The organism is Lacticaseibacillus huelsenbergensis (assembly GCF_029726355.1).
Lineage (GTDB): Bacteria > Bacillota > Bacilli > Lactobacillales > Lactobacillaceae > Lacticaseibacillus > Lacticaseibacillus casei.
Map to the genome: position 1 here is coordinate 1,792,572 of NZ_CP120687.1, position 20,696 is coordinate 1,813,267.

The following is a 20,696-nucleotide window of genomic DNA, read 5'->3' on the forward strand; positions in this document are numbered from 1 at the left end:
TTAATGTCCTCCTAATCCAAATGTTTGACACTTTTTTGGCACATTCTGTATTTTATGCCACCAGGTGGCCAACTTTTTGAATGGATGCTTAGCTGTGACGCGGATTTTTGAAATGCGCCGATGGATATGGCAAATTACCAATACCGTATGCTCAGCGATGTATCGCAGAATTGGATGTAGTAAGAATTCCCAAGAAGTTTCAAAGCTATTCCATTCAGCACGCGATTGAGTAATTGATGAATTTACAAGCTCCTTCATTTTCACATCCTTTTCTGCGCCAACTTCCAACACTGGAAAGTTTGTTACATTACCGATTTGAAGGTGCATAGTTGGGTTGATCATGCTAAATATCTCATTTGCTACCCTAGAATTCAGGGCAGCAAGAATTTCATGTATGTTACTTTTCGCCCTGTTAAAAAAGATGGACATGCCAGTGACGTCATGAATACTACCTGGCAGTCTATATCTGGCAGCAAAGCTCCCACTTGTAATATCCGACCAAGTAATCGCTTCACGGAAGTAATAATCGGTGTTCTTGACCACAAAGTCGGGGGTTTTCAGGTATGGATACTTTCTGAGAACATCCCGTTTGATTTCTTCACCGTCATTTTGGTAATTGACAATGTAATCGTAGTTCCCATACCACTTTCTGTAGGCACCGCCTTTGTTATACGGGAACCATTTTGCTCCTGATTGGAGGGCCTCTTCCGTGGAATGCGCAGAAAAATGAATGCTTGGAAAAGAGATTTCGAACCATTGCCGTAAATATTTCTTATTGTCTGTTGTTGCTAAGCCTTGACGCGGGTCTACGTACTCACTCAATGGTTTGCCAACTTCAAAGTCGTGAATCAAATTGGCACTCGCCCAATACGCAATCGGGCTCCCGGGAATCTTTCCGAAGTTCGTTTGGTTAGAACGATAAGATTAGCGAAGTATGGCATTGGCAGAGCCCCTTCGTTATACTTAACACAGGTTGAGAACACGGATAAGCGGACACTGGAACGGAGAATGAAAAACATGGCGGAGCTAGACACCAAGAAGATCGTGGCGGGTATTGAGAAGCTGTTTGCGGACAATAATCACTTTGTTTTTTGGTATGACGCACAGGGCGAGTTTGCGGACAACATTGCGGATATTACGGAGCAACTGCGGGAACCGGTCGTGATCATGGGGAAAAACGAGCAGTTTAAGACCAAGCTGACGCTGGTGGCGATGGAGCGGCAAGGGCAGTCGGCCTTGATTTATTCGCCGGCGCCGAAGCCGGATCTGACGGAGAATTTCATGACGGACATGCTTTACTATTCGCGGGAATACACCGCTAATGCGCTGGTCATGCTGCGGCAGGAGTTGCGAGTGCCGGACGAGGATGCCGCGACCTTCCAGGAGCAGAAACGGTTTTTTGCCAGCAAAGACCGCCAGGCTAAATTTCAGAGACTCTATCAGCCGGGCAAGGATTTGCAGATGGCGATCATGGCTGCGCTGGCCGGGGCCAGTGACCACACCATGACGATGGTCTTGCGGGCCGTGCTGCAGGCCGGCATTGGTGATACCAATCCAGTTCTAGCAGAGTTTAAAAAATATGGTCTGCTCACCCAGTTCTGGGAGAACGTGCGGAACGCCTATGGCTTCAATGGCGCCACCAATTCGCTGCTGGATTTCACGACGGCCCTGTATTTGAACTTTGCCTATTACCAAATGGAGAAGGATCTGCCGCGAAGTATCGATAATTACAAGCTGACCAGTGCCAACAATGCCGTCACCTTTCTGTCGTTAGCAAGAAATGACCAGACATTTGCGGATACATATCGTCAGTTGGCCGAAACAGTGTGGCAGCATCTTGAAAGCTTCAGTGGTGTTTCCCGGCAGCTCCAGCAACTGGATATTGTGGACTTGCTCAAGACGGATGTGTTTGCCAACTTTGACCGGCAAATCCTGGCGTGGGTTGTCCAGCGATTGCAGGCTGATGATTTCCATGCTGTGGCGGGGACGACGCCGTTGGCGGATGTCTTGACGCAACGAGAAAAGATGTACTTCGGTAAAACGTATCATGATGCGTATGCCTTACTGCAGGCTGCCTTGGTGATTCTCACGTACCGCCGGCGTGAGGTGAAAAACTTAGCGGCCGCCAAAGAACAATACATCACCACCGATTATGCGGTGGATACAGCGTACCGGCATTTCGTTCAGCGCTACGACCGGATTGCCATTGACCTTACGGATCTTCTGGAAGGTATCGCTGACAAAGTGGACAACACGTACGTCAACGAGTTTCTCACGCCGACAGTGACGGCTTGGACCACGGTGTATGATCCGCGGGACATTGAACCCAATAGCTGGCAGCGCAGTTTCTATCGGTCATTCATCAGTTCGGCTAAAGAGCGCATTGTCGTGATTATTTCGGACGCCTTTCGGTTTGAGGCCGCGGCCGAGCTGAAACGCAAGCTGGATGATCAGGATGTCTACAGTACAGAACTCGATACGGTATACTCTGAGCTGCCTTCTGTGACGTATTTCGGGATGCCAGCCTTGCTGCCGCATCAGACATTAACCTATCAGCCGGACAAGACGGTCTTAGTGGATGGACTCAAAGCAGACACGCTGGGGAAGCGCCGTCAGATCCTGCAAAATCGGGATCCGCAGAGCAACGCCGACCATGTGATGACTTTTCTCAAAGACTGGGATACGCCGCAAAGAAAACAACTCTTGGCGGGGCAAAAGGTGGTTTACTTGTACCACAACGAAGTGGATGCCACTGGTGATGACGCGAAGACTGAGAAGCAGATCTTTAACGCCACCGAGGAAGCCATCAACACAATTGCGCGGACAATTGGTTTTTTGCGTAATTTAAGTGTAGCGCACATCATCGTGACCGCCGATCATGGCTATCTGTACAAACGGTCTGGTCTGGATTCGGCGGACAAGATCGACATCAGCGGCCACGATCTGGACGTGTTGGGGCAGCGCTATGCAATCAGCAGCGAGACCATCGAGCAGCCCGGGGTACGGTCACAGCGTCTGGGGGCATTGCTAGATAATGATGATCAGCGGCGTGTCTACTATCCGGCCACAGATAGTATCTTCAAGTCCGCCGGAGCGGGACAAAACTACGTGCATGGTGGCGCCTCACCGGAAGAAATGATTGTGCCGGTGCTGCACGTGCGGACACAAAGTGGTCGATCCAAGGCCACACCGGTGTCAATCAAGGTTACGGAAGGCGCCCATCGCATCACCAGCCGCAGCGTGATGGTGCCCATTTCTCAAGAAAAACCGGTAACCGACAAAACCACCGCCGCCACCTATGTACTCTACTTTGTCGATAGCCAGGATCGGCCCATTTCTAACGAACAACGCTATGTAGCCGATAGTCGGGAGGATGATCCGCAGAGCCCGAGCCGGCGCCAGAGCTTCTACCTGACCTTACAGGATCGGGACTTCGACAACAGCGGCGCATACTACCTGATTATTCAGAATGCGGAAACCAAGGAAGAGATTCAGCGGATTCAATATCAAATGGACTTGACGATTAAAGGGGATTTCGGCTTTGACATCTGATAACAAGCAAGAGGAAGAAAAGTTGCGAGCGAAGAGTGACGGCGACGTGGCGGTGCCAGCGGAACCCATTGCTCAGGAGCAAGCGGCAGAAAATGTGCAAACAGACTTGCTGGACAAGCTGGAGGCCTTTTTCCCCGGGCGCTTCGTGCGCAAGGATCTGACGCAAAAGATCAAAGAGGGGGCGAACGTCCCTACTTATGTGCTGGAATTCCTGCTGGGGCAGTATGCCAACAGCTCAGATCCGGTGATCATTGAACGGGGCGTGGAAAACGTCAAGAAGACGCTGGCTAATAACTACGTGCGGCCAGACGAGGCGGAAAAGGTGAAGTCTCGGATTCGGGAAGAGGGAGCGTATACGGTCATCGACAAGATCACCGTGACTTTGAACTCGGATAAGGACCGATACGAGGCGGCGTTTGGCAACTTGGGGATCACCGGTGTGCCGGTGGATGAGCGCTACGTCCAGGACTATGAGCGGCTGTTGGTGGGCGGCATTTGGTCCATCGTACGGGTGCGGTACGACCATACCAGCGATGACCATTTTCTCATTGATCAGCTGACCCCGGTTCAGGTGCCGTCTGTGAACATGCAGGAAGTTTATGATGCCCGGGAGAAATTCACGACCGACGAGTGGATTGACTTGTTACTGCGGACAATTGGCATGGAGCCGACACAATTTGACGATCGGGTGAAATGGCTCATGGTATCGCGGCTGATCCCGTTTGTCGAGAATAACTATAACTTCGTGGAGCTCGGGCCCCGGGGTACTGGGAAGTCCCACGTCTACAAAGAATTATCGCCCAATTCGATTCTGGTTTCTGGCGGTCAGACGACAGTGGCCAACCTGTTCTTCAATATGGCGCGGCATGAAGTGGGGCTAGTCGGCATGTGGGACGTCGTGGCCTTTGACGAAGTGGCCGGCATCAAGTTCAAGGACAACGATGGCGTGCAGATCATGAAGGACTACATGGCCTCTGGCTCCTTTGCTCGGGGCCGGGACGAAATCCAGGCGTCGGCCGGGATGGTCTTTGTTGGGAATATCAATCAGCCGGTGGACGTGGTGATGCGGACGTCCAATCTGTTTGATCCGTTTCCCGCTGTCATGGCTAACGACACGGCGTTTTTGGACCGGATTCACAACTACTTGCCTGGCTGGGAGATTCCGAAGTATCGGCCGAATTTCTTTACGAACGGCTATGGCCTGATCACGGACTATTTCGCGGAGGTCATGCGGGCCCTACGGAAGATTTCTTACGGCGATGCTTTCGACAAGTACTTCACCCTGGGTAATCAGCTGAACCAGCGGGATACGATTGCGGTACGCAAGACAGTGTCTGGGATGGTGAAGCTGCTGTATCCAGATGGTAAGTTCACGAAGGACGACATTGCCCAGATTTTGGCGTTTGCGCTGGAGATGCGCCGACGGGTGAAAGAACAATTGAAGAAAATTGGCGGCATGGAGTTCTACGATGTGAACTTTTCTTACATCGACAAGGAGACTTACGACGAACATTTCGTACCAGTGCCAGAGCAGGGTTCGACAGGCTTGATTCCTGAGAATGAGGGGAAGCCTGGCCAAGTTTACACCGTTGCTTATGATGCGGATGAGCGGTTGAGTCTGATAAAATTGGAATCACAGATGACGACTGGCAACGGCAAGACGAGCTGGACCGGGATTCAGTCCAATCGGTTGGCGAAGGAAGAAATGGATACGGCGTTCAATTACCTCAAGGCCAATTTTTCCCAGGTTAGTCAGAATATTGCGCCGGCGCAGCATGACTATATCGTCAACGCGACTAACCTGAATAATGACGCCATGGCGACGGAATTGTCGTTGGCGACTTATGTAGCCCTGGTTTCTATTTCGGTGGGCAAGCCGGTCATCGGCGGATTAGCCATCCTGGGGGATTTCTCCATTGGCGGGACTATCAAAAAGATGGATAGTCTGGCAGATCGGCTACAGGTGGCCCTGGATAGCGGGGCGAAGGCGGTCTTGATTCCATCCAGTGCCACGAGTGAATTGGGTACGGTGCCGGGAGATTTGATTGCGGCTTTCTCGCTGAAGTTCTACAACACGATTGAGGATGCGGTGATGAAGGCATTGGGTGTGCAGCAGTAGCGTAGACGTATAAGGGAGGCAATCAGCCGTGGCAGATTCGAAATACGACGTACAGAATAGTCAGATTGGTACATTATTGGGGTGGATTAACTCTGGGGAGATTGGGCTGCCGGAACTGCAACGGCCATTTGTGTGGCCCTCGACCAAAGTTCGGGATCTAATCGATTCGTTGTTTAATGGTTTTCCGATTGGCTACATTATCACTTGGAATAACCCCAGTATTCGGCTTAAAGATGGGTCAATCTCTGTTGGAAAGAAGATCGTGATCGATGGGCAGCAGCGTCTCACAGCATTAGCCACCGCATTGTCGGGGCAGAAGATTATCGACCGAAGATTTAAGCGGCGGCGGATTAGTATTGCTTTTAACCCTTTGACCAGGGAATTTCAAACGGCTAATGCTTTGCTCCAGAAGGACAAACGCTGGATCAGTGATATCGCGGAAGTTTTTGCGGACGACTTCTCAAGCTTCAATTTCATTACCGCCTATTCCCAGGCCAATGACTGCCCACCAGACGAAGTGGCGCGCGCAATCGATGATTTGAAGCACATTACGTCATACGGCGTCGGCAATATCAGCCTGTCAGATGCGCTGACGATTGATCAGGTGACTGAAATCTTTAACCGGATTAATTCACAGGGGACCCGACTATCCACTGCGGACTTCATCATGTCTAAGATGTCAGCGGACACTCTGCATCAAGGCAATATTCAACGAAAAATGGTTGAATATTTCACCAATCTGCAAGCGGACGCGTCGGCGTTGTCTGGTATTCAAGAGTCTGATCCAAAATTTGCACAATCGGCGGCAATGCAGAAGATTGCCTGGATCGTGAGTGAAAACACGACCCTTTATCAACCGGCCTTTGGCGATATTTTCCATGTGATTTTGGGCAGCCATTTTGGTCGAGGAAAACATGCAGATCTTGTTGCCCTGATTTCTGGCCGTGATTTTGAGACCAAGAAATACACGGAAACAGCCATGGCGGCGGCATATAGTAAGTTGGGTGAAGGAATTGATGACTTTGTTAATCAGTCAGACTTTCGCCGATTTATTATGATTCTGGAAAGTCTCGGCATGATCAGCGGTAAGCTGCAATTCAATGGCACGGCGTTCCTGAATGCTGGATATATGTTGTTTCTGATCTTGAAAGGACAAAACGGCATACCTCAATCTGTCCGCGAGTCACTGGTTAAACAGTGGATTATTATGTCCGCTTTGACTGGCCGGTATAGTGGCTCCAGTGAAACACAGATGGAGCAGGATAGTCATCTGTTTCACCGTGCTGATGTCGTTGCAGCAGTGGAAAAAGAAATTGCGGATGCACTGCCAGAGACCTATTGGACAATTCAATTACCGAATAATTTAGCCACTCAAAGTACGCAGAACAACGGTTGGCGAATTTTTCAAATGGCTCAGGTACACAACCAGACCGTTGCCTGGTTGGAAAAGGATGTTACGGTGCGGACCGTGATCAGTCAAGAGGGCAATATTCACCATATTTTCCCCAAGGCGTATCTGCGTAAGCATGGCGCACAACAGAATGAGATCAATCAAATTGCCAATTATTGCTGGTTGACACAACCCCGAAATTTACAGATCAGTGATTTGGCACCAGAACGGTATATGAAGGATCCAGCAGTAACTGAATTTTCGACTGCAAAAGGGTTGGCCGAGAATGCAATTCCGGTTGACATCGTGAACGGCAACTTCTCAACCTATCCAGATTTTCTCAATCAGCGGCGGCAACTCATGGCAACCGTGATTGCCGAGTACTTTTCTCGGCTAAAGCCATCAGCGGTACCGGGACAGAGTTGAAACAGCATAAAGAAGGGCTTTAGGTGAACTATTACAACGATTTAGGAACCAATCAGGCAGCAGTCTATACGTTTGGCCCAGCAGATGTCGTACTGACGGTCACCAACTTCATCGGGTCTAGAATTTTTGGAATGGAAATACTTTCCAACACCAAAAATTCTAGACCCAGATTTATTAGTACACTCTTTGTTGGAAATGCTCTCAAATCTATAACTGACTTTTGCAATATAAAATTGTTATTTGATAAAGGTTTGGGCAGCTACGTAGATAAACTTAAGCATGAAATTCAATTGAACATAGATGAACAAATGAAATGATAGTCCTCCTACTAAACGGCCACTAGGGTATACCCTAGTGGCCGTTTTTGGCTTAGTGCTATACTGGTGATTATAAATGTTCATTAGAACTGTCCAAAAGGAAGTGCTGACAATGGCTAAAATAGGTTACGCTCGCGTGAGCTCTAAAGAGCAGCATTTAGATCGGCAATTAGTTGCCTTAAAAGGCGTTGACAAACTATTCACGGATAAACTAAGTGGAGCTAATACTAATCGGCCAGAACTGCAAAAACTTCTGGCTTATATTCGCGATGGTGATATTGTCATAGTCACTGAACTAGACCGTTTAGGCAGAAATAATCAGGACCTAACTCAGATTATGAACACCATTCAAAATAAAGGCGCCACCCTAGATGTGTTAAATTTGCCGTCCATGTCTGGGATTGCTGATCAGAACTTACGTCAACTGATGACTAATCTCATTATAGAACTATATAAGTATCAGGCCGAAAGTGAGCGTAAGCGAATCATTGAGCGTCAGCAACAAGGAATTGCTCTGGCCAAACAGAAGGGTAAATATCATGGGCGAAAGCCCCAATATGCCGAAGATGATCCCCGCTTACAACATGCCTTTACGCTTTACCAAGCGGGCATGAGTGATGTGGACGTCGCCCGTAATACGGGTATTAAAAGGACAACCTTCATCAGATATCGAAAAAAATTCAAGGTTTATAATTAAGGCAGGTATGTTATTCAAGCGATGTGTGGTTAAAACAATGGTATAGATATCGCATTGAAAAATTTTTCTAAGAAGGCGGCCAATCTATGGCTAATAATAGTGATAAAATTAATTTTTGTGTGAACTGTGGAGAAAGGTTAACAACTCAATCGAATTTTTGCCCAAAATGTGGGAAACCAATAAAGCAAATAAAAAGTGTTTCAAATAATGCTTCAGGAATGCGATTGACACAAAGAGGGCCCGCATTAAATCAAAAGGCGGCAGAACACTCTTCCATTTGGCAAAGTGCTACGACAGCATTGAATCATTACACCGGAGAAACCGGTCCGGTCAATATCAATCTCAAGAATCTATTTTCTGAAGTATTTAAGCGCCATTCCCAAAATGAAGCTGAGGAAATATTCATTGCTGGAACTGTGACAACAACGCCCACAGTGTCAGAGGTCTCTGCAGACTGGGGGCGTCCATGGCTTTTTTCTCGAATTTTGATGTTCTTCGGAGCAATCTTCATGTTACTTGTCTACATTGCAGCTGATATGGATAACTCTAATGCCATTCCAGGTGTGATCATGATCGGAGCCTTTACGGTACCGTTTAGTGCATTAGTGTTTTTCTTCGAAATGAATACATATCGTAATATCAGTTTTTATGAAGTCTTAAAGGTGTTCTTCTTGGGGGGTGCCTTATCTTTATTTGTCACGCTATTTCTATATCAATTTGTATCCTTTTCGGTTCAAAATCAAGTTTATGGCATGATGACATGGTCAGACACGATTTCTGTTGGGATAGTTGAGGAACTTGGAAAGCTGTTTATTGTGATCTATTTTGTGCGCCGCAAGAACTATCAATATATTTTGAACGGTATCCTCATAGGTGCTGCAGTGGGAGGTGGCTTTGCTGCTTTTGAAACAGCTGGCTATATTTATAATTCGGGTAATCTATTGCTTCAAACGGCCTTATTACGTGCTGCGATTGCGATAGGTGGGCATGTGGTTTGGGCTGCGATTAGCGGCGGTGCGCTTGTGATGGTTAAAAAATCTGAAAGATTCAATTATCATCAATTACTCATTCCTAATTTTTGGGTGTTTCTTGGAAGTGTAATCGTTTTACATGCGCTTTGGGATAAAGGAATCGCGCTGATGGGAAGTTTGATGATAACCTATATCACGCTCATAGTAGTAGCGTGGCTTATTGCATTTGTCCTGATTAACGCTGGTTTAAAGCAGGTCTCAAGAATCAAACAAGGATGACTTCTCACTCGCATACTAACCTCATCTCGTAAAATCTAATGTCATTAGAGCAATCACTATGGGTAGATCTCTATAAATATTCGAAACACTGCCCACAATAATCTCAAGTAGCCGCAGAAAATTCATTTGCTAATTATAATCAAATTGATATTATGACTGTTAATCATCATTTTCTTTGATGTAGTCATACGTGACTTCTCCTTCAGATGCAATGTACAAATCTAGGTTACTATTTAAGGGATTCAGCAGAACAATATTCACATCCTTCAGTGATGTAGGCATTTTAGGCGATAGTTCAGCAGAAATTTTTTCTAAACTGTTTTTAACTGTTTTTAATTCGCTGGGAGAATCCTGATCATCAAGAATGTCAATAAGCTTGTCATACAGTGCGGATCCTTCAGACGCATTGATGGTTAATTGATTAGCTTCTTTTGAATATGATACGTCGCATCCACTCATATGTTCATCTACAACAGTAGCACCAATATCAGCAATTTCTTGTTGGGTTAAATTATTACGTTTGTATACATTAAACGATTGTAGGCCTACAAAAGCGATAACAATAATAGCAATGAGCCCAACAATGCTTATCGGATATGGTTTCATGCTCCGACGTTTGTTATTAGAATCAACTTCTAACCCTTGCCTTCCCTTCAAACCATTTAGATCATTCAGTTCAATGCTGTGAGAACTCTCCTCGATGTGGGGTTGTTTAGCGCCACAATGGTCACAAAATTGGTCCTCCTTCTTTAGTAGTTCCCCGCACTTTATACAATATTTCATAATATTCCCCTTTACTTGAAGCTAACTTCTACTTTTCGCTTAATTAAATTTTCCCCTATTTAAAGCTAATTATAGCAACAGTTACCGGCAACTCCCTGTAAAATATCTGAAACGATGGATGTAAGCTGATTCCTGAGACAACTTTTAAGAGAGGGTATAATGAATAAATCATCTCTCAAAAGGAAGGAATTTTTACATGCCAACTCGTTACGACAAAGAATTCAAACAAAACATTATCAACCTATATAAGCAAGGCGAATCAGCTGCCCAACTGGCCAGAGAATATGGCATTGGCTATTCAACAGTTCATAAGTGGATCCAGGGCCAGGCCAAAACTCAATCCGGTAAATCGCCAGACGAAATCAAAGCGATGGAAAAGCGACTGGCTTCGCTGTCTGAGGAGAACGAAATCCTAAAAAAAAGCCCTGGGCTTCCTTGCGCAGAAGTAACCAATATCTTTGATTACATTCACCAAGAAAGCCATCACCACCAGGTAACCAAGATGTGCCGAATCCTCGGTGTTTCCAGAGCTCAGTATTATCGTTATCGATCCCCAAACCTTCAAAACGCCGGGCCGAAGATGCGGGCTTGAAACAACGGATTCTGCGGATCTTTGCGGAATTTAAGCAGCGATACGGTGTTATGAAGATCCACCATGAATTGAATCTGGAACTTCAACCACTGCAGCTTCGGTGCAGTCCACAACGGATTTCCCGGCTCATGAAGGAACTGGATATCCACTCCGTTACCGTCAATAAGTGGAAAGCGGCTTCGGCCTCCAAAACCAAGGTTGAACAGCGTCCCAACTTGCTTAAGCAGGATTTCTCGACCACTGGTTTAAATCAAAAATGGACCGCTGATATGACCTATATTCAAACGAAGCGTAATGCCTGGTGTTACTTATCAACCATCATGGACCTGCACTCACGACGGATTATCGGCTATTCGTTCTCAAAAAAGATGGATACTGATTTAGTCTTAAAGACCCTTGAAAGCGCGGTTAAAAATCGAACCATTACTGGGGACCTGATTATCCATACGGATTTAGGATCACAGTATACCAGCGATGATTACAATCAACGTTTAACTGAGCTACATATCCGCCACTCATACAGCCGTAAGGGTTGTCCGTATGATAATGCGCCAATGGAATCCTTTCACGCTTCCCTCAAAAAGGAATGTGTTTATCCAGTGCCGGTCTTTGAAGATTATGAAACTGCCGCTGCCGTCCTTTTTGAATATGTGCATGCTTTCTACAATAGGAAGAGAATTCATAGTTCACTGGGCTACCAGACCCCCTTACAAGTTGAAATTGCAACACTTACGAGCCAAATGGCCGCCTGATTTAATGCTTTCCAGGGTTCAAATAAGTTATTAATCGCAATTAATGATTTATTTGAGCTGTGGAAGGTAAACGCGGTTCTGAATGTCTCTTAAAATCTGTCTCAAATATTGACTTCAATCCAGATACGCATCAAAAAAGCGTATCATTGAAAGCGTAATGATTAAAACGTTTTTTACAAACGTTATAGAGGGGAGAAGTTAATATGGACTTAGTCGAAGAACTAGTCAATGTTGTTGGTAAAAAAAATGTTATTACTAACAAAGCAAAATCTTTACGTTTTAGGAAAGGGTACCGCTCAGGTAAGGGCGATGCAGTTGCAGTCGTATTTCCAACCACTTTAATGGCAATGTGGCGTGTGCTTAATGTTTTGCATGTTAACAATATTATCATTATTATGCAAGCAGCCAACACTAGTTTGACTGAGGGATCCGTACCAGCCCCAGGTTATGACCGTTCTGCAGTTGTTGTGAACGGCATGAAAATTAAAGATTTACAGTTAATCAATAATGGGGAACAAGTACTAGCATTCCCCGGTACGACACTGTTTCACTTAGAAAATGAATTGCGACCACTTAAACGTGAACCACATTCAGTCATTGGCTCATCTAATTTGGGTGCATCGGTCATTGGTGGTATTAACAACAATTCTGGTGGTGCTTTGATCAGAAGAGGTCCAGCTTATACAGAGCTATCATTGTATGTTTGGATTGATGAACATGACGAAATGCACTTAGTTAACCATTTAGGCATTGATTTGGGCAAAACGCCCGAAGAGATTATTACTAATTTGCAGAACCGCAATTTTGATTTGAATCAAGTACCAGCTACTGAACATCATGCTTCAATGTTCCATCATGAACAGGTTGTGCGTGACGTTGAATCTGATAAGCCTATTCGATACAATGCAAATCCTAAAGAATTGTATGAAGTATCTGGATCGTCCGGTCACGTTGCGGCATTGGCTGTCCGCTTAGATACATTCCCAATGGATAAAAAAACACAAATGTTTTACATTGGAACGAATAATCCCGATGAGTTGGAAGATATTCGTCGCCATATTATGACGACATTCAAAGAATTGCCTGTTTCTGGTGAATATATGCATAAAAATGCTTATAAATTGGCCAAGAAATATGGTAAAGACTCACTAATTGTGATTGAAAAAATTGGTACGGGTCATTTGCCCCAAATGTTTGCGCTAAAAGCATGGGGCGAACGCTTTTTGAAGCACATTCCGTTTTTCAAACCTTATTTCCCAGATCGTTTGCTTCAAACATTAAGTAATTTATTTCCTAATCAAATGCCAAAGCGGTTAGATGATTATTACGAAAAGTACGACCATTACCTACAATTGAAAATGGCTGGTAATGGTATTGAAGAAGCGCGAGAGTATCTCAAATCTTATTTTGACAAAGCCAGTGGCGACTACTTTGAAGCCGATGCCAATGAGACCAGTAAAGCGGCAACTCACCGCTATGTAACAGCTGGGGTTGCGATTCGATATCAAGAATTAAAACAGGATAGTATTGACATTTTGCCACTAGATATCGCGTTGGCAAGTAATGATTATAAGTGGTTCGAGCATTTGCCTAAAGAGATTGAAGACAAAATAGAACACAAAATTTATTATGGTCACTTACTTGATCACGTTATGCACCAGGATTATATTCTAAAACCTGGCGTCGATGCGCATGAACTTAAAAAAGAAATGCTTAAAATTTTGGATGAGCGTCACGCTGTTTATCCAGCCGAACACAATGTTGGGCATCTATATTTGGCAGCACCGGCCTTAATCAAGCACTATAAGAAAAATGATCCAACTAATAGTTTCAACCCTGGCGTTGGTAAACAAACAATGTCTAAATATTGGGGCGAATACTAAAGATAGATTGTAAAATTTAAGTTGAACGGATCTGGTGCAAACAGTCTGAGAGATGACCATCTAACCAGCTATTGATCCTATGTTGAAGGTTATGCAGCTAACAATGCTTCTAACTCGTCCACGACTGAGAACCCGATGAGACTTAACTCTCGTCGGGTTCTTTTGCGTATTGCGTGAACAATTTCCACACCGCTCAACGTTGCACTAGCGGTTCGAATGCTTTGAAAGCTTGCTGAGCGGACACGATGACGTTTAATGAATCGGTGGTCCTGTTCAATCAAATTATTTCGATATTTGGAACATTGGTGGGCTGATTTGCTCAAATAGTCTTGCTTTATCAGGTGCTTCACTGCTTTCAGTGTTGCCCGATATTGATCAGTGACTAATCGATCAGGCCGACCATTGGTCGTCAAGAGACGCTTCAAAAAGTGATAGGATGCGGTATAATCGCGGTGTTTTCGTAGCTCAAAATCCATGGTCAAACCGTTACTGTCAATAGCGCGATACAAATAGGCCCAACGGCCTTTAACTCGAATATAGGTCTCATCGATTCGCCAACTTTTAGCGTGAGCTGTTTGATGCCGACGCCATAGAGCCTTAAAGATGGGGCCATAGTGATGAACCCAACGCATGACCGTGGTGTGATGAACAGTGATACCCCGATCCCGAAGCAATTCAACGATGTCACGATAGCTGAGACTGAATCTGAAATAGTAGCCAACGGCTACTAAGATGATGTCCTTTTGAAAGTGGCGTCCCTTAAAGTGATTCGTGCGCGCAATCCCTCGTTTCTTGGCACCCAGTATACTAAAATCAAGTCAGCGAGGAAAATTTGCACCAGAACCATCTGGAATACATATTCTGAAATGGATTTTCTTATCTGAATTCGAATACTACAGTTATCGTTTTGAAGGAGGCAATTCTTGTGATGAAAGTTATTAACATTAGTGGCAACCAAGATACAGGTAAAACAACACTTTTACAAACCTTGAGAAAAAAAGTTAAACTAAGTTGTAATGATTCAAAGGAGAAGCCAACCAATCATGAATCAGATTTCGTGGGAATATATCACTGTAGTGCTAAAGACGGTGACTATTGGATTGCAATTATTTCTGAGGGCGATAGTGCTTGGGCTATACTAAAGAACCTTGAAATCCTAGGAGAGATTTTGCGGGAAGAAGAAAGTGTCTCTCCTGCAGACATAAGATATTTGTTCTACACATCACACAACCCACAAAAAGAAACCCAAAATAAAATAGATAGTAAGATAGAAGAATTGGCAGGTACAGACACCGACCGTTACTTCTATGCAACAACTAAAATACATGAAAACGACTCAAGCGAAGTCGTAAATGAGCAAAAAGAGAGGCAGCTTAAATTAATATTGACGGACATTGGTTTGCGTATAAACTAATTTAAATCAATCTATTTGTTGCACTAGGGTGTACCCTATCGTATCCACTTGTAAACTCAACAAACGCTAGCAACAAATAAGTGACCCGGTGGCCATTTTTAAATGGATTTCAATAAGGTAGCTTAGTGGGATCTTACGTGTAGTAACTTGAAATGGAGACGAAATATGAATTGGCAAAAAATTTGGGCGGTAAATAAATATTGGGTAATGTCGAAATCACAGCAACAATATGACCACATTCGTTTATTGGCAAAAAATAATCAATGGACGCCACAAAAGTCACAAGAGTTAGATAAAATTCTTGATTCACTCGGGTCAGTTTCACCAACAAGAAAAACGTTAGTAACGACTTATCAACATATCTGGGGATATTTCAAGAAGAAATGTACCGATGAAGAGTTACATCAATATCTGAAGCTTTTAGATGAGCTACAACCTGATAATGATAGTCTCGGTCCTTTCTTAGTTCAATTAACTGCCAAATACCAAATTGATTACCTCCAAAAATCTAGACTTATAATTGAGCTTAACGAAAGAGAAGGCCAATCAATTTCTAAGAATTAGACTTTTAATTCACCGGTTCCAATCAATTATGCCTTTGAAAAGAACGATTAGCGTTGCCCAACAATTCAGCCACTCCAAAATTGATTGCTAAAATTAGGACTAACCAAAGAAGTGTAATCAGAAATTGCTGGTTACTTGACTATCTTTCAGAATATTTGCACCAGAATCGAAAGAAGTATAGGCATAACTTCATGGACGCAAAAACGCCTCACCACTGGATTTGATTCCGGCGATGAGGCGTTTTTTAGTATGTGCTGTATTTGTATCTATAATTCAATGCTCTCTCAATCATTGAAATATCAGCTGCATCAAATTTCTTTTTTGCCATCTGTACCGATGATAAGAAGTCTTTGTTTTTTTTCAAAGATTTAGCCAGCAACTTTTTATCCTTATCATCGAGCTTGATTTTATAAAGCAAGTTTGCCATCGAAATAATCATAGTTTTGTGAGTCTTAAAATAGCGTCTGTACAATTCGCTTTCAGATGCACACAACTTATCAAAATCCTGCTCTGAATATTTGGGTTGAAGCCCCAAAATTGGATTAACAAGTAGCGCGGTGGATGCTTCCATTAGATTGACATATGCACCCAACTCATACTGTTGAGCCTCCGTCATCTTGGTGTAGTCAGTTCCGAAGGTTTCTATCTTCACAATGGCTTCTCTTAATTTCTCAGATTCATCTATGATTCTTGTAATGCGCTTACTTAGTTCGACAATAGCAAGTTCGTATGATTTGATGTCACGGTTACTAATAAGCGTGTATGTATTCTCAAGTCTTTCCTTATCGCTGTTTGTCTTAAAAAACATCAGACCGCTTGCTACAATAGAAACGCCGGCAATCGTCCAGCCAACAGGTCCCGCAAGTGCTAAAAAGGCGCTGCCCGCAGCCATTCCACCGCCACCAGTAGCTAAAGCACCTCCACCTAACCATGCCAGCGCTGCATTTGTAAATGCTGCACCACTCAAAGCAGATATTGCTGTTCCGGTAGAAGCCGCTCCAAATGTGGTCGCAATACCCATAGCAGCTGTAGGGCCAAGCGCAGCAACAGCAACACCGGCACCAACACCAGCAACGCCTTGACCAGTAGCTTTTACCTCCGCTTTCTTATATTCCAGTTCTATTTTCTCAGCCTGCTGTTTCCAGTTAACTCTGATTGTTTTTAACTTCTCATATTTCAGCATGTTTTTTTCCGGCACATTGCGAATGCGGTCAAATAACGACTGTATCGTGGTCAATGAGGTGTACAATGAACTGGTATATTTTCCCAGCTCATTTATTTTTTGATTCGTTTTCTGTGCAGCAGCTTTTGCTTTCTGTTGCGCTTTTTTAAGTTTTGATGACTTCTTTGCCATATTATTTTCCTCCAAAGTACTTGTCGATGTCCGGCTTACTTTTCAGAATTCTATTTACGGGAACATTACGCACTTCTGCTAATGTTACTGATTTTCCAAAAGCTTCTATATAAGCATCGCTTTTTTCGAAGTCACTGATAAACATTAACAGGTGGTGGTCGTCGTACTGATGTGCCAGAATTTTCAGACCCTCTATGTAATTGCTAACAATAACGGTTTCCTTTGACGCAAAATCGAATTCTTTCTTTGCGTGATTATAGGAAATCGCTCTCCTCGTTTCACCATAGAGAGATATTGCAAATCGTCCGACTCCGACAACGTTAAGTCGTAAGACAAACTCTACCGCATTAAAAGTACCTCCACCAGCTATAAGCGATCTGCCCACTGCATCACCGACATCAACCAAACAGAATGTACCATGTGCAACCGTCAACATTCGCTTAACTGTAGCATTTGAGAATGGTTCACATTTCTTCCACATGAGCGCAAAGGAGCGTTCTGTCTTTGGAATTTCTGAAAAATATCTGAATAGACGGCGAATAGCATAAATGAGTCTAACAAGAAGCTCGTTCAAAAATACTGGTATAGCCTGAGCTGTCTGGAACCGAATATCATAGCCTTTTTCAAAAATGTTTAGAGCCAGCTCATTCATAGCTTTGTCCGTTTCAGTTACACTAAGTCCCAATTTAGCTTTTATGGCAATAATGTCATTGGTCCATGTCCACAATGGAGATGGAAGGCCCGTGCCGCGATTACCTTTGGCCGCACTTGACGATGAACCGGATACATCCGAAATAAGATGACCTATCCAGTTAGCAAATCCACAGAACAGCTTACTTGGAATATTTCCGCCTCGTAGTTCCCATTTTTCATCTGCCTGTTGCAAAGAAACAAGTTGACCGTCTGTAACAAAATGAGATGTATTGCTGAACTGGTCGAGTATCGAAAAGAACAGTCCCAACAAACTCGGATTGTGTGCAAGAGATTTGAAATGATGATTTTTGGCAGTCAAATCGAAAATAGTCTTTCCAGCGTCACCCAGTCCGGTCTGGTCATATGGAACCTTAAATTTCTTCTCCAAGAATCTCAATGCGGAATCAAGGCTATCAAAATTTTTCTTTTCCGGATTGCACAGTTTTGCAAAATCTATCATTCTGGCTACAAACCATTTATCCGTAATATTACCTAAAGGTGACTCACCAGGCTTACCCACTAAAAAAATGTCGATGATACCACACAAGGCACCAGAACTTGTAGCCAAAATATAATCCAACTTATCACAGTCTGGTTTCAGACCTTTAATCGAATCTACCGTTTCATTCAAAACGACAAGCTCTGTTTCAGCTTTCGCCATTGCATCAGCAATCGATGTAGAAAAATCAAAGCCCCCATCCTCAACGCTTAAATTAAGGAGAATATCCTTATTTATGATTGCATTATCCATTTACGCACCTCACTCAAGATGATCATTATTCTGACCATGTCTTTTGATTTGATATTGTTGCACTCAAACTGGTTCTGGTGCAAAGTTCAATAAATGACTAAGTTCTACCCGTTTAACTGACACTGTTGGCTTCAGGCAGCTATTAGTTGTTGCAATTCAGTGATTACTGAAAACCCGAAGAGATTGCCACTTCTTCGGGTGGTTCAGGTGCAAATTTTCCTCGCTGACTTGATTTTAGTATACTGGGTGCCAAGAAACGAGGGATTGCGCGCATGAATCACTTTAAGGGACGCCACTTTCAAAAGGACATCATCTTAGTAGCCGTTGGCTACTATTTCAGATTCAGTCTCAGCTATCGTGACATCGTTGAATTGCTTCGGGATCGGGGTATCACTGTTCATCACACCACGGTCATGCGTTGGGTTCATCACTATGGCCCCATCTTTAAGGCTCTATGGCGTCGGCATCAAACAGCTCACGCTAAAAGTTGGCGAATCGATGAGACCTATATTCGAGTTAAAGGCCGTTGGGCCTATTTGTATCGCGCTATTGACAGTAACGGTTTGACCATGGATTTTGAGCTACGAAAACACCGCGATTATACCGCATCCTATCACTTTTTGAAGCGTCTCTTGACGACCAATGGTCGGCCTGATCGATTAGTCACTGATCAATATCGGGCAACACTGAAAGCAGTGAAGCACCTGATAAAGCAAGACTATTTGAGCAAATCAGCCCACCAATGTTCCAAATATCGAAATAATTTGATTGAACAGGACCACCGATTCATTAAACGTCATCGTGTCCGCTCAGCAAGCTTTCAAAGCATTCGAACCGCTAGTGCAACGTTGAGCGGTGTGGAAATTGTTCACGCAATACGCAAAAGAACCCGACGAGAGTTAAGTCTCATCGGGTTCTCAGTCGTGGACGAGTTAGAAGCATTGTTAGCTGCATAACCTTCAACATAGGATCAATAGCTGGTTAGATGGTCATCTCTCAGACTGTTTGCACCAGATCCCTTAAAAGTTGTCTCAGGAATCAGCTTACATCCAAATTGTGTACAATCTATATCATGAGAACTAATTTTAGAGTACGATAAAGTTGATTCCTAGATTGCATAATTAAAGTTACCACCCAGAAAATGTGAAAAAAGACCTGTCCGTTCTTGCTAAAATGGTGTTTGCATAACATACCATCTAGAGAGAAGGACAGGTCCCATGGCCATTATAACCTTAATTGAACGATCTCAGATAGAACTGATGCAACACCACACGATTCAATACATCGCCGCGACCTTAGGCCGCTCTCGTATTTCTATTAGGCATGAGCTTCACCGTTGCCCTGAAGGTGATTACTGCGCCATTATAGCTCAGGATCATGCCGATACTTGTCGGCATCGTTGTGGTCGGCACTCGATTTTAACGCCTAAGTTGAAGCGGATGGTAACTGAGAAGCTAAACCTAGGTTGGTCCCCTGAAATGGTCGGTTATGCCGTTCACTGTGCGCCACACACGATTTACCACTGGATTTATCAAAGACAAGTCGATTTTCAGCCAAGCCAACTCTTTGATCACGGTAAACGTCATAAAAGAAGACAAGACCTTCGGTCGCGCTATAACCAAGCAGTAGGCACCTCAATTGAGATTCGCAGTGAGTCAGCTAATCGGCGAACCGAAAAAGGACATTTAGAGATGGATACAGTTCGCGGTGGTCGCGGGTCAAAGGCTGCTGTTTTGACCATTGTCGATCGGGTGACACGTTTAATGGCGACAACTAAGCTTGAAAACTTATCACAAAATGCTGTTCTCAAGGGATTTGCAAGACTGATGGTGGACTTTCCGGGTCCGGTTCGATCAGTGACGGTTGATCACGGTAAAGAGTTTTCCTGCGATCAGGCGCTTACAAAGCGCTATCGGATACCGGTTTACTTTTGCCACGCCTATCACCCGAATGAACGGGGCACAAATGAACGGTTCAATCGAGAACTTCGCTACTATTTCCCGAAGGGAACACAGTTTGATCAGGTTTCAGAGACCGATATTCAACAAGCCACAGCGCTTATCAATAACAAACCTAGAAAATGTCTCCGTTGGCAAACCCCAGTTCAAGCAGTGAGCAAGCCTCTTTCTAGGTGGTAACTTTATTATTGCAATCTAGGA

The 20,696-nt window shown here is 44.2% G+C and carries 18 protein-coding genes; 13 read left to right on the forward strand and 5 right to left on the reverse strand.

Annotated features, from left to right (window positions below; genetic code table 11):
- Positions 1-852, reverse strand: coding sequence for a hypothetical protein (locus LHUE1_RS08185; protein WP_279280238.1), 852 nt, complete (start codon positions 850-852; stop codon positions 1-3).
- 165 nt (positions 853-1,017) lie between these two features.
- On the opposite strand from LHUE1_RS08185, the gene pglZ reads away from it, so the two are divergent.
- The 6 genes from pglZ (at position 1,018) to LHUE1_RS08215 (ending at position 9,751) form a co-directional block, all read left to right on the forward strand.
- On the forward strand, positions 1,018-3,552 hold the full coding sequence (pglZ, locus tag LHUE1_RS08190) for a BREX-1 system phosphatase PglZ type A (protein ID WP_279280239.1): 2,535 nt from the start codon (positions 1,018-1,020) through the stop codon (positions 3,550-3,552).
- Between the two features lie 46 nt (positions 3,553-3,598).
- Complete coding sequence (gene brxL / locus LHUE1_RS08195; protein ID WP_279280293.1) at positions 3,599-5,671, forward strand: protease Lon-related BREX system protein BrxL; 2,073 nt, start codon at positions 3,599-3,601, stop codon at positions 5,669-5,671.
- A 28-nt stretch (positions 5,672-5,699) separates the two neighbouring features.
- Entirely contained in the window at positions 5,700-7,487 is a 1,788-nt protein-coding gene (locus LHUE1_RS08200; RefSeq protein ID WP_279280240.1) for a GmrSD restriction endonuclease domain-containing protein, read from the forward strand.
- A 23-nt stretch (positions 7,488-7,510) separates the two neighbouring features.
- Positions 7,511-7,804, forward strand: a complete 294-nt coding sequence (locus tag LHUE1_RS08205; protein ID WP_279280241.1) for a hypothetical protein — start codon at positions 7,511-7,513, stop codon at positions 7,802-7,804.
- 112 nt (positions 7,805-7,916) lie between these two features.
- Positions 7,917-8,501 carry a recombinase family protein gene (locus LHUE1_RS08210; RefSeq protein ID WP_049176457.1) on the forward strand — a complete coding sequence of 195 codons (585 nt, stop codon included), beginning with the start codon at positions 7,917-7,919 and terminating at the stop codon, positions 8,499-8,501.
- 86 nt (positions 8,502-8,587) lie between these two features.
- A complete protein-coding gene (locus LHUE1_RS08215) occupies positions 8,588-9,751 on the forward strand; it encodes a PrsW family glutamic-type intramembrane protease (protein WP_003587127.1) in 1,164 nt (387 codons plus the stop codon).
- Between the two features lie 159 nt (positions 9,752-9,910).
- On the opposite strand, the gene LHUE1_RS08220 is transcribed toward LHUE1_RS08215, so the two are convergent.
- Entirely contained in the window at positions 9,911-10,534 is a 624-nt protein-coding gene (locus LHUE1_RS08220) for a zinc ribbon domain-containing protein (RefSeq protein WP_049176456.1), read from the reverse strand.
- Positions 10,535-10,730: 196 nt separating this feature from the next.
- Between LHUE1_RS08220 and LHUE1_RS08225 the strand changes: the two genes are divergently transcribed.
- From LHUE1_RS08225 to dld, 3 genes are all read left to right on the forward strand, one after another.
- A complete protein-coding gene (locus tag LHUE1_RS08225; RefSeq protein ID WP_011674191.1) occupies positions 10,731-11,126 on the forward strand; it encodes a transposase in 396 nt (131 codons plus the stop codon).
- A complete protein-coding gene (locus LHUE1_RS08230) occupies positions 11,123-11,878 on the forward strand; it encodes an IS3 family transposase (RefSeq protein ID WP_279280242.1) in 756 nt (251 codons plus the stop codon). The genes LHUE1_RS08225 and LHUE1_RS08230 overlap by 4 nt, the downstream gene beginning before the upstream one ends.
- A gap of 203 nt (positions 11,879-12,081) precedes the next feature.
- Positions 12,082-13,761 (forward strand): D-lactate dehydrogenase, encoded by a 1,680-nt coding sequence (gene dld / locus LHUE1_RS08235; protein WP_049176748.1) that lies wholly within the window; start codon positions 12,082-12,084, stop codon positions 13,759-13,761.
- 89 nt (positions 13,762-13,850) lie between these two features.
- Here dld and LHUE1_RS08240 read toward each other — a convergent pair whose 3' ends face one another.
- Entirely contained in the window at positions 13,851-14,543 is a 693-nt protein-coding gene (locus tag LHUE1_RS08240) for an IS6 family transposase (protein ID WP_279280294.1), read from the reverse strand.
- A gap of 143 nt (positions 14,544-14,686) precedes the next feature.
- On the opposite strand from LHUE1_RS08240, the gene LHUE1_RS08245 reads away from it, so the two are divergent.
- Complete coding sequence (locus LHUE1_RS08245; protein ID WP_126353753.1) at positions 14,687-15,175, forward strand: hypothetical protein; 489 nt, start codon at positions 14,687-14,689, stop codon at positions 15,173-15,175.
- A 165-nt stretch (positions 15,176-15,340) separates the two neighbouring features.
- Positions 15,341-15,739, forward strand: coding sequence for a DUF1722 domain-containing protein (locus LHUE1_RS08250; RefSeq protein ID WP_003586778.1), 399 nt, complete (start codon positions 15,341-15,343; stop codon positions 15,737-15,739).
- 244 nt (positions 15,740-15,983) lie between these two features.
- Here LHUE1_RS08250 and LHUE1_RS08255 read toward each other — a convergent pair whose 3' ends face one another.
- On the reverse strand, positions 15,984-17,093 hold the full coding sequence (locus LHUE1_RS08255) for a hypothetical protein (RefSeq protein ID WP_003607129.1): 1,110 nt from the start codon (positions 17,091-17,093) through the stop codon (positions 15,984-15,986).
- Between the two features lies 1 nt (position 17,094).
- Positions 17,095-18,537, reverse strand: a complete 1,443-nt coding sequence (locus LHUE1_RS08260; RefSeq protein ID WP_003586782.1) for a hypothetical protein — start codon at positions 18,535-18,537, stop codon at positions 17,095-17,097.
- 272 nt (positions 18,538-18,809) lie between these two features.
- Here LHUE1_RS08260 and LHUE1_RS08265 point away from each other — a divergent pair, with 272 nt between their 5' ends.
- On the forward strand, positions 18,810-19,493 hold the full coding sequence (locus LHUE1_RS08265; RefSeq protein ID WP_002816607.1) for an IS6 family transposase: 684 nt from the start codon (positions 18,810-18,812) through the stop codon (positions 19,491-19,493).
- Between the two features lie 261 nt (positions 19,494-19,754).
- On the forward strand, positions 19,755-20,675 hold the full coding sequence (locus tag LHUE1_RS08270; protein WP_003574021.1) for an IS30 family transposase: 921 nt from the start codon (positions 19,755-19,757) through the stop codon (positions 20,673-20,675).
- Positions 20,676-20,696 lie beyond the last annotated feature (21 nt).